The following is a 13,739-nucleotide window of genomic DNA, read 5'->3' as shown; positions in this document are numbered from 1 at the left end:
GCCTCTGAAAAAGTCATAATTAATCGTGTCCCAGCAATAAATTAGTTAAAGAGATGCCAGCTATTCAAATTGAAATTTATATAAGGAGAATGTTGCTCGTATGACAAAACATTTTGTTGCTAAGCTAAAAGGTGGTAATGAATTACCTCCTGTAGAAACAAAGGCTTATGGGGTAGCTGAACTTATTTTCAATAGCAATTGTACAAAACTACATTATAGGATCATATTGAAGAATATTGAGAAGATAACATCTTGCCAAATTCACTTAGGCAAAGGGAATCAGACAGGACCAGTGGTAATGTTTTTATATGGACCTGTGAAGCATGGAATTAGTGTAAATGAAGGAACGGTAACAGGTATGGTGTCCACTGAAGATTTAGAAGGGCCTTTGCAAGGGAAGACGTTCGAAAATCTTGTGCAGGCAATTGAAGAAATGAATGCATATGTAAATGTTCATACAAGAGCACATGCAAGAGGAGAAATACGTGGAAAGATAAAGGGGTATAGCCGATCGATAAGCCGTTAAGTAAATATGCCCATGAATGTTAACATTCATGGGCATATTTACTTTATTCTTTTTTTTCTGGTTGATTCTTTATGAAGAAGTCCATTACATAAAATACTTCATCATCTGGAATTTGTACGTCAAACGTATTTTCAATCGGTTGCAGCGCTTTTTTTACTTTCATATACATCCAGTATTCATCTTGTCTACGTGCTTCTTTGTCAGGGTAAGGGAGGAGTTTTTCTTCCTTTTGCAGCCGATCAATCATACAGCTCATATGCAAAATAACTCCCATTAAACTATCAGAGTTTAACTGTAAAGAGATGAGCTCTTGAATTGTATTGAGCGCGTACCGTATTGTTTTAATCATCAGTGCTCCATCTTCGCGTTGCATTTGTTGCCCGAGAATATCAGCCATTTTTGCATATGTTTCTTCATACGTAATTAATTCTTGAATCGGTTGAATGGCTTTGTGGTTTATAATATCTTGGAAATGATAAGTTAAACATGGTACTTGTACATCAAAGTTTGTAACAATACAAATCATATTGCGTTCTTTCTTTATATTTTCGATCATTTTTGTTAAATCTTTTTCATGAACGATACTAATCGGAATAATTTCTATTAAATCCTTATCGAATCGCAAATAGTTTTCAAGCATTTTTTGAATGGCCAGTGCGCTTCCTTCTCCTGTTAAACAAGCTGTTAAAATGACTGATTTCATTGGAGCGAGTGGCTTTTTCTTTTCTTCTTGTACGTTCAAGTAAAACGGTGTTAAATTTTTCACGGTTTCATATAACGCATCTAATGAGTAACCGAGCTGAGCTTTTCGCGCTGCTTCGAGTACGTGCGGCGTACTTGTCATCGAGAGAACGCGTACAGGGATATGGAATTCCGTCTCTAGTATATCTCCGATATAAGCAAGTGAACCCATATCGACAAGTAAGAGAAGTCCATTTATATGTCCTAGTGTTTTCATGTACATTTTTACTCGTTCTAAGAAATCTTTCGGCGATTCATGAAGGGGCATATCAATTCCTGTTACTTCATCGATACCGAGAAGTTCATTGGATACATTTGCCATTTCCGTTGCGATACCATTGCCATGAGCCAAAATTAATACTTTTACTTCTATTTGGGAAGCTGGGATGGGATCAACAACAAAAAACATCGTTAAGAATCCAGCTTCATCAATCGGCATCGTTATTTGTAATTCTTCTTCTAACAGCTGGATACAGTGCATGGCAACGGAGAAAGCTTCTTTATATTTCGTACGAATTTGATTCAGCTGTGGGTGATGAATTTGTTTCCCGCCTTGTAAACGTTGTAAAGTTGTCTGTACATGTAAACTTAAAGCGAGAAAGACTTTTTCATCGAATGTCTTAGATAAATGTTTTTCTGCTAGTTCAGCGATTTTTTCGCAAACAGAAACAATATTACGATCGACGATTTTAAAGACGTTTTCATGATTTGTCTTTTTGGACATTTGATTAAAATAATGAACGAAAAAGCTTTGGATATCATTGTCTATTAATAATTCTAATTCTTCTTCTTCAATCCCGCGTGCTTGGAGTTCTTCATATTTATGATCGATGTAATCATAAATGGAAGAGCGTGTATCTTCTATTTTATGTCTACTCCATCCTTCGTCACTCGTAAACACAAAAGTTTCGTTTGGTACTTGATACAGATGGCGACTTTTTCTTTCGATAAATAAGCCTTCCTTCATGTACCATGGTAAGTCAGTGCTAGAAACACGTACAGAATCTCTCTTTTTTGTTACGAAATCAGAATAGGCTTTTGCGCAGGCGATTTGTACATCGGTTTTTAATTGTCCGATATTGTTTGGACATTGATAAAAGACGAATGCGCGCATTGTATTTGGGCTGACATGAATTTCTTTTCGTAGGCGAATCGCTTCATTTGTAAAAAAGAGCTGCAATAGTGAAAAGCGTTCCTGATGTGTTCGTTCACGAAGTGATGGAAGCGTTACGGTCATTGGAATTCGTCGTGTAAATGTTTTCAGTAAAAACGAGTTTGGTTCTTCTGTTGTTGCGGTAATAATTAATACTTGTGCCCGGCGCTCGTTCTCTGTTTCTCCAAGGCGACGATACACACCCCGGTCAATAAATGTGAATAGCATTTCTTGTCCTTCTGGCGGAAGGCGGTGTACTTCATCTAGAAAGAGAATGCCTTCATGAGCTTTTTCAATTAATCCCTTTTGGTCACTTGCACCAGTGTAAGCACCTCTCTTTATCCCGAAAAGCTGCCCAAGTAAGAGCTGTGGATTATTTGCGTAATCCGCACAGTTAAAGACGATAAACGGTGCATCTTTTGGGAGCCGATTAACTTCAATTGCGTATTCATGCATTAATGAGGCAAACATAGATTTCCCGACACCTGTTTCTCCAAGTAGTAATGTATGCATACCATTTGGCGGATAGAGTACAGCGGCCTTTGCTTTTTCAATCGCAATTTTGAGGCTTGTGTTCTCTTTTGCAAAGGTATCGAGTGAAGTGTCATTCTCTGAATGCGTTTCCATATGAGAGTTAACTCCTAAATAAAAACGGACAGGGCGTGTCCCTGTTTTAGATAAACGACCCTCTTTCACCAGTTTATTTAAATCGCTGCTTACATTTGCACGGTCTAGCTGTAGAAGGGTAGCGAGTTCAGATGCTGTTACACCTTCTGAGTAATTCCCCTTCTTTATTACATTATAAATGAGGTCCATTCGTTTCATTTTTCTTCACCTCGAAACTTCGTCACTATTTAAAATTTTACACAAAAATAGGAAGTGTGGGAAGAGAAAAAGACGAAACAGCCCTAGTATATATACTAAAGCTGTTACAATCTTGTGTCCTTCCAAAAGTTAACTTCTAAATGTGAGGAAGGATTATAAGGAAGAAGTGTGTACCCTTTTGCTTTGAGGTAATCAATTACCTTTGGAAGAATTTGTACGGTAACGCTAGAATCATGCATTAAAATAACTTCAACTTGTTCATCATTTTGGTTCATAACACGCTCTAGTACAGCCGAAGGATTATGATAACTTTTCCAGTCATATGTATCGATTGTCCAATCCCACATTTTGTACTGAGCAGAAACAAGCGCATCACGATAATTCTTTTTTAAATAAGGCATACTACCATATGGAACGCGAACAAGGTGTGTATCCAAATTTGCGGTGCGACGGACAATTGAGCGGGTCTGTTCCATTTCATTAATTAAAGTGGATGGATCACCAGTATATAGACGTTTTACGTCATGGGACATGCTATGAAGACCGATATAATGACCTTCTTGTATGAAACGTTTCATTATTTGGGGGTAATGTGAAGCCTTGCTACCAATTACAAAGAAGGTTGCTTTTCCTTGTTTTTGTTTTAAGATGTTTAAAATTTGTGATGTGTACTTGTTTGGCCCATCATCAAATGTTAAGTATGCAATTTTGGACGGAAGAGCCGTGTCCTGAGCCGGAGATTGATGTATAAGTGGGGAGTTAGCGGCTGCTTCAGTATAAGATATCGAACATGTAGTAATACTCAAAAATATAATAATACATAGAAACATTTGCTTTATCATTATACTCACCCTCAATCTAACAGTCATGAAGAAGGAATTAAGATTATATTCTCATGATTCCCTTTATATGTATATCTTTCTCCAATAGAAGAACTCTCAAACAAACTATATTTTGGAAATAAAAATAGCACTCTTTCTTAAAAAGAAAGAGTGCTATTTGAATATTCTTTGCTAGTAAAGACGATACTATAATTAGTCTTCGCGTTTTTTTACTTTTTTATAGAAGGAAATAATTGGTTTATAACGTTCGTGCACAAGACCAATTACTTCTGCTATGAGTTCAGTAAAGAAGATTAAAGCGAACAGAAGGATAATGGATAACCATAATGTTGCGCTAGTGAATATAATTGCATTTACGCTAAAGAAAATGCCGAATGCATAAATGATAAGTACCGTTGTACGATGAGAGAAGCCCATTGCTAACAGCCGATGATGTAAATGTGATTTATCTGGTGCAGAAATTGGCTTTTTGTTTACAACACGTCGAATAATTGCAAAGGTTGTATCGAACACTGGTACACCTAAAATAATAATTGGAACAACGAAGCTGAATAACGTTACGCTTTTGTACAATCCAAGTAAGGATATAACGGAAATACAGTATCCTAAAAACAGTGCACCTGTATCTCCCATGAAAATTTTTGCTGGATGGAAGTTATAGAATAAAAACCCAAGTGTACTTGCAAGTGCAATAAGTGCTAATGGTAGAATAATGACAGCACCAGTACCAATCGGACTAGTAAAGGCCATATATGCTAACGTTGCAAGAACGATGGATGAAATACCAGCGGATAATCCATCTAATCCATCAATTAAGTTAATGGCGTTTGTAATACCGACAATCCAGAATATTGTAATTGGATATGCAAGTAGACCAAGCTCAGTATCTCCTAGGAATGGAATGTATAACACCTGAACTAATAATCCACTTTTTACAATGAATGCGGCAACTACTAGTTGTCCACCGAACTTTACTTTTGCCGATAATTCATACATGTCATCTAAAATACCGATAATGACAATGATGACAGCCCCTAAACTAATGGATAGCATTCTTTGTTCATATAATCCACTAACAATGAATCCTACAGCTACACCAATGAAAATTGCCAGTCCACCTAGGCGAGGCATAATTTTTTGGTGTACTTTACGTGCGTTTGGCTTATCAGTTGCTCCGATCTTAAATGCTAATTTGATGACGAAAGGAGTAACGACTAATACGGTAATGAAAGATGCCAAAACTGCATAAATCACTTGTGAGTCCATTAATACCCCACCTTTTATATTTTAACGTAGTTTTTCAATAATTATCTGAAAATTAAGATGTTTATTTGCAGGCTCATAACATATGGTATCACAAAAAGATTAGAATTCAATCTTTTTTCTCGTTCAACGTAATTGGAAACAGATAAAAATATGACAAATTTATGATAAATATAATGTCCCACAAGAAGGTTACAATATATCGTATCATTTAGTATAGCTTATAACATTTACATACGATACGATGTGGCCGATAATGAATCTCTTTACTATAAGTGTTGCACGTTCAAACATGTACGTTTCGTGTTAAAATATGGAACTGTTCAATGTGTTGATAATGGAACGGTTTGTAAAGAAATATGTTCAAATGTAATGATGGTATTTTACAAAATCTTAAAAAATGAAAGAGAAGACGTCTCATATAATAAGGGGTGAGAGATGCATGTTATCTCTTCTGTATATTCCATGTCTTAATACAGAGGAAAAGAAACCCTTAAAGGTATTGTCCTATATTCATTCTTCGTATGAAAGGGGGAAGCACAAAAATACCTAAAATATAATGTTAGGTAGTGTGTGCGGAACATCTAATGAAAATTACAGTGATAGGTACTGGATATGTTGGATTAATTACTGGAGTAGGATTAGCCACATTAGGTCATTCAGTTACTTGTTTTGATATAGATCAAGGAAAAATAGCACGAATGAAGCAAGGGGAAATGCCAATTTATGAACCAGGTTTAGGACAATTAGTCAATGCAGCTGTCCAAGAAAAAAGGCTAGTATTTACATCAAGTCAAGCAGAGGCATTTAAACATGTAGATTTTATATTTGTAGCAGTGGGAACACCTTCTTTACTGGATGGGACAGCAGATTTAACATATATTCGTAATAGTTGTTATGAAATTGGGATATATGCAAATTCAGATGTAATTGTGGTTACCAAAAGTACGGTTCCTGTAGGTACGAACGATCAAATGAAGGAATGGATTCAGGAGAAGTTACAAGGACGGCATATCATACATATGGTATCCAATCCAGAGTTTTTACGTGAAGGGTCGGGTATACATGACTTTTTCCATGGTGATCGCATTGTCATAGGAGCCGAAACAGAAGAAATCGCACAGAAAGTAGAGGGGTTATACAGCAAGCTACGAATGGAAACGTTTGTTACAGATACCCGCAGTGCTGAGATGATTAAATATGCCTCCAATGCGTTTTTAGCTACGAAAATTAGCTTCATCAATGAAATTTCTAATATATGTGAAAAAGTGGGCGCAGATGTGTTAGAAGTAGCAGGTGGCATGGGAATAGATCGACGAATCGGTCCACATTTCTTACAGGCAGGTATCGGTTATGGAGGTTCATGTTTCCCAAAAGATACGGATGCTCTCGTTCAAATCGCAGGTAATGTTGCGCATGATTTTAGGCTACTCAAAGCGGTAATTGAAGTGAATAATAAACAACAGATGTTGCTTGTTCGGAAAGCTAGAAGTGTAATGAACATGAGGGGAAAGAAGGTTGCGGTGTTAGGAGTGGCCTTTAAGCCAAATACAGATGATATTAGGGAAGCGCCGTCTCTTCTCATTATAAAAGAGTTATTAGAGATGGGAGCAAATGTAATTGTATATGACCCGCAAGCTCTATTGCATGTACAACAGTTGTTTGGAGACGAAATAAAATATACAACCAATTTAGATGAGGCAATTACAGAAGGAGATGCAGCGTTTATTGTAACCGAATGGGAATGCATACGAACGTATCCATTAGAGAAGTATGTGAAGCTTATGCGTGAACCTATTTTATTTGATGGTAGAAATTGTTATACTGGGAAAGATGTTGAAAAGCATAGAATGGATTACTATTCTGTTGGCAGAAAAAGTATTTGTAATAGGAAAGTTTCTACGGTCTATTAAGAAGGTTCTCTTTTGTCCTTGTATACTCTCCTATATAATGGTGGGTGTAACAATACTATAGAAATCCATGTTGAGAAGCTGTATCTAGATAGCGGCTATGAAAATAAAAGGAGATCTTCGCTCGTTTTCTCCTTTTGTTTTACTTTGCGTGGAGCTAAAAGAAGATTTGACCGTTTCTATGCATAGCTGGACGCGCTCTCCCACTCAAAAGGAGAGATTTTATGTTAGCTTTTCGTAGATTGTAATTAGTGAAAGAAAAGAGGCAGTGAAATGACTAAACGTTTAAAAGTGATGACAATTTTTGGAACACGTCCGGAAGCGATTAAAATGGCACCTCTTGTATTAGAATTGCAAAAACATCCTGAGCAAATTGAATCAATTGTGACAGTGACAGCGCAACATCGCCAAATGCTAGATCAAGTATTGGATATTTTCGGTATTAAACCAGATTTTGATTTGAATATCATGAAAGACCGTCAAACATTAATTGATATTACAACACGTGGTTTAGAGGGTTTAGATAAAGTAATGAAGGAAGCAAAGCCGCATATCGTTCTTGTACATGGTGATACAACAACTACTTTTATTGCAAGTCTTGCTGCTTTCTATAATCAAATTCCAATCGGTCATGTTGAAGCTGGACTTCGCACATGGGATAAATATTCTCCATACCCGGAAGAAATGAACCGTCAATTAACAGGTGTAATGGCAGATCTTCATTTCTCTCCTACAGCAAAATCAGCAACGAACTTGCAACAAGAGAATAAAGATGAAGCACGTATTTTCGTAACAGGAAATACAGCAATTGATGCGCTAAAAACGACAGTAAAAGAAGAATATAGTCATCCAGTACTTGAGAAGCTTGGAAATGACCGACTTGTACTTATGACAGCGCATCGCCGTGAAAATTTAGGGGAACCAATGCGTAATATGTTCCGTGCAATTAAACGCCTTGTTGACAAGTATGAAGATGTACAAGTTGTATATCCAGTACATATGAACCCTGTTGTGCGTGAAACAGCGAATGATATTTTGGGAGATCATAATCGTATTCACTTAATTGAACCACTAGATGTAATTGATTTCCATAACGTTGCAGCACGTTCATACTTAATATTAACAGACTCTGGTGGTGTGCAAGAGGAAGCGCCTTCCCTTGGGGTGCCGGTTCTTGTTCTTCGTGATACGACAGAACGTCCAGAAGGCATTGAAGCAGGTACATTAAAATTAGCGGGTACAGATGAAGAGACGATTTTCACGCTTGCGGATGACTTGTTATCTAACGAAGAAGCACATAATAAAATGGCACAAGCGTCTAATCCTTACGGTGATGGCCTTGCTTCAGAGCGTATTGTAGAAGCGATTTTACAATACTTTAATCAAAAGTAAGTAAAAAGAGACTTTTCCTATTTTTATTAGTATAGGAAAAGTCTCTTTTTTTATGCTCTACTGATGATTGCGCATTAACCATTCCGCATTCGCATTCGTAGATGGAGGTTCCTCTGTTTTCGTCTTAGTAGAGGAATTTGATGAATTTGTATTAGAACCAGAATTAGAACTAGAACCAGAATCATTATTGGTTGTTGAATTCGTGTTTATTTTTTCTTTACCCAAGTTTGCTAAAATTGTATTACGAACATCTTGTAAGCCTACTTCATCTGGAATAAAGTAATAAATATCGTTTAGTTTTTTATCTTCACCTTTTAATTGAATCGTCTGTATGTTAGAAGGATCGAATCCAGATAACTTAGTGTATAGGGCAAGACCGTCAGATACAGGTATATCAGTTTTTATATATTTTCCAACAACCTCTGCTAATTCTTTAATCTTAAAGACGGTGGAAGTGGAATTTAGCTTACTAGCAACCGCAGCAAGTACTTGTCGTTGTCTATCAGCACGGCCGTGGTCTCCGTTCGGATCTTGTTTCCGCATTCGGACATAAGCGAGCGCTTCTTCACCATTTAATTCTTGCTTTCCTTGTTTAAATTGAATTAGCTTGTAGTAATCTATATCAGATCGTTCCTCGAAATCGAACGGAACATCGACTGTAATACCGCCAACAGCATCAACAATTCCTTTAAAGCCTTTGAAATCAATTTTAACATAATGGTCAACAGGCACGCCTAAAAAACCTTCTACGGTTTCTAATGCCATTTTTTCTCCACCATAAGCATGTGCGGCGTTAATTTTATCTTTTTTATTTTTTCCAGCAATTGTAACACGTGAGTCACGTGGAATACTCATAATTGAAACATTTTGTGTTTTTGGATTAATTGTTGCGAACATAAGAGAATCTGTTCGTCCATTTTGTCCATCTGTTGCATAATCTTCAATTCCCATAATCAGGACGCTGAAAGGTTCTTTTGTAATTTCTACATTTACCGCACGTAATTTTGATTTATCGCGAGTAAAACCACTATACATCTCCATAAGTGACGAATAAGAATTAAATACATAAAGTCCTACACTACTAATTAGGCCTATAATAATGAGATAGATGAAAAATCTACGTCTGCGCTTTTTTTTAATTCTTCTCTTCTGGAGATGATGATAACGCTCTTCCATACATAATCTCCCTTTAATCAATATGTTATTGTTGAACAACGTCATGCTCTAAATAGAGCATGTCATCCTCTTGTATTGTACATTGCCCATTTGTTAATTCAATCATCCAATTTGTGAAAGTTTGTTTTTGATCTTCTTCCACATAAGTGTCAAATGTCACATTTTCTAGGTAATGTATATCTTTAATCACATATTTCGAGTGGCGTAATTCATTTTCAATTTTCCCAAGTAGTGTATATTCAACTTCTGTCTTCATAACCCGCATTAATTTTCGTTCAACAACACCTACATGGTTAAGTCCTTCACTTGTACATTTTCCATATGCACGAATTAAACCACCAGCACCAAGTTTAATGCCGCCAAAATATCGTGTGACGACAACGACAGTATCTTTCAGTCCACGTTTTTTCAATACTTCTAGCATAGGCACACCAGCTGTACCGCTTGGTTCACCATCGTCATTTGCCTTTTGAATTTGATCTTGTTCCCCGATTAAATAGGCTGAACAGTTATGCGTCGCGTTCCAGTGTTGTTTTTTTATTTTTTGAATAAATTCCTGTGCTTCTTTTTCTGTTTTCGCTCGGCTTATATAGCAAATGAAACGTGATTTTTGAATGACAATTTCGTGTTCACCGTATCCTTTGATTGTTAAATATTGTAATAGCAATAGTATACGCTCCTACCTTTCAAAATTACTAGTACTCTTTATTGTAAAATGGGGAGTTTTCAGATTCAAACATTTTTTATAGCAAGGTGGCAAATTCTATTATAAATTTAATGTTTTTGTTGTAAATTTCCCTAGTGTTGATTATAATCTTAAATCAGCATTTTTCATACACTAATGCACCTTTTTCAATTTTCGTGTAAAATTAGGAAATAAAAACTTTTTTATAAGGCAGGTACGAAAATGAGAACAGCTATTGTTACGGATAGTACAGCATATATACCGAAGCATATTCGTGAAGAACTCAATATACATATGATCCCATTAGATGTAATTTTTGGGACGAATTCTTACCAAGAAGAAGCAGAAATTACAGCGGATGATTTTTATGTAAAAGTACGTGAACATGAAGAACTTCCAAAAACTTCTCAACCAGCAATTGGGAAATTTGTGGAGCTATTTGAAGAATTATCAAAAGAATACGATGCGGTTATTAGTATCCATCTTTCAAGCGGGATTAGTGGCACATATCAAACAGCAACGACAGCTGGGAAAATGGTCGAGGGAATAGACGTATATACGTATGATTCTGAAATTAGTTGTGAAGTACAAGGGTTTTATGTGCGTGAAGGTGCAAAAATGGCAAGCGAAGGAAAGATGCCAGCAGAAATTTTAGCTAGATTTGATGAAATGAAACAAACTATAGATGCTTATTTTGTTGTGGATGACTTGCATCATTTGCAGCGTGGTGGTCGCTTAAATAGCGCACAAGCATTTATCGGTAGCTTATTACAAGTAAAGCCGGTTTTATATTTTAGAGATAAAGTTATCATTCCGTTTGAAAAAATTCGCACGCGCAAAAAGGCGCTAAAGCGTATCGTTGAAATCTTTGATGAGCAAGCGAGTAAAGGTATGCCAATGGAAGCTGTTATCATTCATGCAAATCGTGAAGAGGAAGCGAAAGAATGGCAGCAAGAATTAGCGGAAAAATACCCTCATGTTACAATTCGCATCAGTTATTTTGGTGCTGTAATTGGAACGCATTTAGGAGAGGGAGCACTAGGTCTAGGTTGGTATACAAAATAATAGAAATGTAAAAGCTCTCTTTTTGTAGAGAGTTTTTTTACGGATATCCACATTGAATTGACAAGTTAATATTTGGAAGTGATAAAATGGTACATAACCTAAAATGAGGAAAGTTTTATTGCTTACTTTTTATAAGAAACTATTTTATAATAAAGGAGAGGTGAAACATATGGAGCATAATTCTTGTTTATGTCCAAAGTTTGAGTCGGCTTTTACACTGCTTAGTAAAAAGTGGACGGGTTTAATTATTAAATCTCTGTTAGAAGAACCGAAACGATTTAGAGAAATCGCGGATATTATCCCAAATATGAGTGATCGTATGCTGTCAGAACGTTTAAAGGAATTGGAGAGTGAAGGGGTAGTTGTTCGGAATGTTTATCCAGAGGTACCTGTTAGAATCGAATATGGTTTAACAGACAAAGGAAAAGCATTAGAAAGTGTTATGAATGAAGTCCAAAACTGGGCTGAAAAATGGGTGAAATAATAGAGTAATCCCTGGATAGGGAGAAAAAATCACAAGGAGTTTTCCTTGTGATTTTTTTATGACAAATGTATGACAATTGTATAAAAAAACAGTGTTATTTTCTTAAGATTCTACAAGAAAATACAGGATTAGAAGGAGAATGTCAGGAAATTACAAGCGCAATATTACATTTATTTTACAAAAGCGTAACATTGAGAAAAAATCTTACGAAATATGGTATAAATTTTAATAGATTATATGTCGGAAAAGAAAAAAAGAAAGCGGTGTAAAAACAAAATGAAAAAATTAAAAATTGCATCTTGCGCATTGGCTGCAGGATTTATGATGTTTTCAGTAGTAACACCAAATGTATTCGCAGAAAAGATTGAGGACGTAAAAACACAAATTAACGCACAAAATGATACTTTACATAAACAACAACAAGAACGTGATGAGCTTCAAAAACAAATGAGTGACTTAAATAAAACGGTTGAAGGTTTAGATAAGTCTGTTCAAGAAAATGCAGCGAAACTTGATGAAACAATGAAAAAAGTTGAAGAAACACAAGCATTAATTGAGAAGAAGAATAAAAACATTGCAGAATTACAAACGAAAATTGCAAAGCGTGAAGATTTGTTAAGAAAACGTTTAGTAGCACTTCAAGAGCAACCGAACACGAACGTTGTAACAGAGGTTGTTGTAAACTCTAAAAACATTGCTGATCTAGTAGATCGTTTAACTTCTGTTTCTAGAATTCTTGAATCTGATGAAGATATCATGAAAACACAACAAGAAGAGCAAGCAACTGTGAAAAAAGATGTTGAAACGGTAAAAGAAAAACAAAAAGAATTAAAAGAAGCACAAGCAAAGATTGAAGTTGTAAAGAAAGATCTTGATACTGAAAAAGCGAAAAAACAAGAAGCAGTAAACGACTTAAGCGGTAAAATGGATACGGTTGTAAACAATATGACAAGCACAGAAGATCAATTAAAAGATCTTGAAAAACAAGCGCTACAATTACAACGCATGGCTGAAGAAGAAGCAAAAGAGAAGGCAGCACAAGAAGAGGCTGCAAAGCAACAAGCAGAGAAAGCTCAGCAACAAGCACCAGCACAAGAAGCAGCTCCGCAACAAGCTGCAGCTCCGCAACAAGCTGCACCAGCACCAGCTAATAATGGTGGACAAGCTAAAAAAGAAGAAAATAAACCAGCTCCAAAGCCAGCGCCAACACCTCAACCAGCACCAGCACCAAATAAAGGTGGCGTAATTGGTAAAGCACAACAATACCTTGGTCTTCCATATGTATGGGGAAGTGCATCTCCATCAAATGGTGGTTTTGATTGCAGTGGTTTCATTTCTTATATTTTTGGTGTAGGTCGTCAAGATGTTGCGGGTTATTGGAACTCAGTTTCTAAAGTAAGTAGCCCACAACCTGGAGATTTAGTATTCTTCCAAGGTACTTATAAAGCAGGCCCTTCTCATATCGGTATTTACGTTGGTAATGGCCAAATGATTCATGCTAGTGATAAAGGTATTGCATACGGTGATATTAACAGCAGCTATAATCAAAAACATTTCTTAGGTTACGGTAGATTCTAGGATTTTGAATCATATAAAACATGTGTATAAAGTCGATAGCTTACTATTTTAAAAGTAGGTTATCGGCTTTTTTGAGTTTTTACGAGAGAGAGAGAAAGG

General features: G+C 36.2%; 10 protein-coding genes and 1 pseudogene. 6 read left to right on the top strand and 5 right to left on the bottom strand.

Annotation, left to right across the window (positions count from 1 at the left end):
* The first annotated feature begins 100 nt into the window (after nt 1-100).
* Complete coding sequence (locus tag QRY57_RS25430; protein ID WP_286016420.1) at nt 101-526, top strand: CHRD domain-containing protein; 426 nt, start codon at nt 101-103, stop codon at nt 524-526.
* Nucleotides 527-569: 43 nt separating this feature from the next.
* Here the strand turns inward: QRY57_RS25430 and QRY57_RS25425 are convergent, their stop codons facing one another.
* The 3 genes from QRY57_RS25425 to tagO all read right to left on the bottom strand — a co-directional run bounded on the left by QRY57_RS25425 (nt 570) and on the right by tagO (nt 5,353).
* Nucleotides 570-3,245, bottom strand: coding sequence for a sigma-54-dependent transcriptional regulator (locus tag QRY57_RS25425; protein WP_286016419.1), 2,676 nt, complete (start codon nt 3,243-3,245; stop codon nt 570-572).
* Nucleotides 3,246-3,349: 104 nt separating this feature from the next.
* Nucleotides 3,350-4,087: a polysaccharide deacetylase family protein gene (locus QRY57_RS25420; protein ID WP_286016418.1), complete on the bottom strand. Its 738-nt coding sequence runs from the start codon at nt 4,085-4,087 to the stop codon at nt 3,350-3,352.
* 192 nt (nt 4,088-4,279) lie between these two features.
* On the bottom strand, nt 4,280-5,353 hold the full coding sequence (gene tagO, locus QRY57_RS25415; protein WP_026594030.1) for a UDP-N-acetylglucosamine--undecaprenyl-phosphate N-acetylglucosaminephosphotransferase TagO: 1,074 nt from the start codon (nt 5,351-5,353) through the stop codon (nt 4,280-4,282).
* Nucleotides 5,354-5,937: 584 nt separating this feature from the next.
* Here tagO and QRY57_RS25410 point away from each other — a divergent pair.
* Nucleotides 5,938-7,263 (top strand): UDP-glucose dehydrogenase family protein, encoded by a 1,326-nt coding sequence (locus tag QRY57_RS25410; protein ID WP_286016417.1) that lies wholly within the window; start codon nt 5,938-5,940, stop codon nt 7,261-7,263.
* A 270-nt stretch (nt 7,264-7,533) separates the two neighbouring features.
* Nucleotides 7,534-8,652 (top strand): non-hydrolyzing UDP-N-acetylglucosamine 2-epimerase, encoded by a 1,119-nt coding sequence (gene wecB, locus QRY57_RS25405; protein ID WP_026594032.1) that lies wholly within the window; start codon nt 7,534-7,536, stop codon nt 8,650-8,652.
* A gap of 57 nt (nt 8,653-8,709) precedes the next feature.
* On the opposite strand, the gene QRY57_RS25400 is transcribed toward wecB, so the two are convergent.
* Nucleotides 8,710-9,828 carry an LCP family protein gene (locus QRY57_RS25400; RefSeq protein ID WP_286016416.1) on the bottom strand — a complete coding sequence of 373 codons (1,119 nt, stop codon included), beginning with the start codon at nt 9,826-9,828 and terminating at the stop codon, nt 8,710-8,712.
* Nucleotides 9,829-9,853: 25 nt separating this feature from the next.
* Nucleotides 9,854-10,495, bottom strand: a complete 642-nt coding sequence (locus QRY57_RS25395) for a YigZ family protein (protein ID WP_286016415.1) — start codon at nt 10,493-10,495, stop codon at nt 9,854-9,856.
* Nucleotides 10,496-10,735: 240 nt separating this feature from the next.
* Between QRY57_RS25395 and QRY57_RS25390 the strand changes: the two genes are divergently transcribed.
* From QRY57_RS25390 to QRY57_RS25380, 3 genes and pseudogenes are all read left to right on the top strand, one after another.
* Nucleotides 10,736-11,578 (top strand): DegV family protein, encoded by an 843-nt coding sequence (locus QRY57_RS25390; protein WP_286016414.1) that lies wholly within the window; start codon nt 10,736-10,738, stop codon nt 11,576-11,578.
* 169 nt (nt 11,579-11,747) lie between these two features.
* Entirely contained in the window at nt 11,748-12,062 is a 315-nt protein-coding gene (locus QRY57_RS25385) for a winged helix-turn-helix transcriptional regulator (protein WP_016112543.1), read from the top strand.
* A gap of 65 nt (nt 12,063-12,127) precedes the next feature.
* A pseudogene (locus QRY57_RS25380) lies at nt 12,128-13,640 on the top strand (C40 family peptidase).
* Nucleotides 13,641-13,739: the final 99 nt, after the last annotated feature.

The sequence above is a fragment of the Bacillus arachidis genome (assembly GCF_030285945.1).
Lineage (GTDB): Bacteria > Bacillota > Bacilli > Bacillales > Bacillaceae_G > Bacillus_A > Bacillus_A arachidis.
This window is presented reverse-complemented; position numbering and strand designations above follow the sequence as displayed.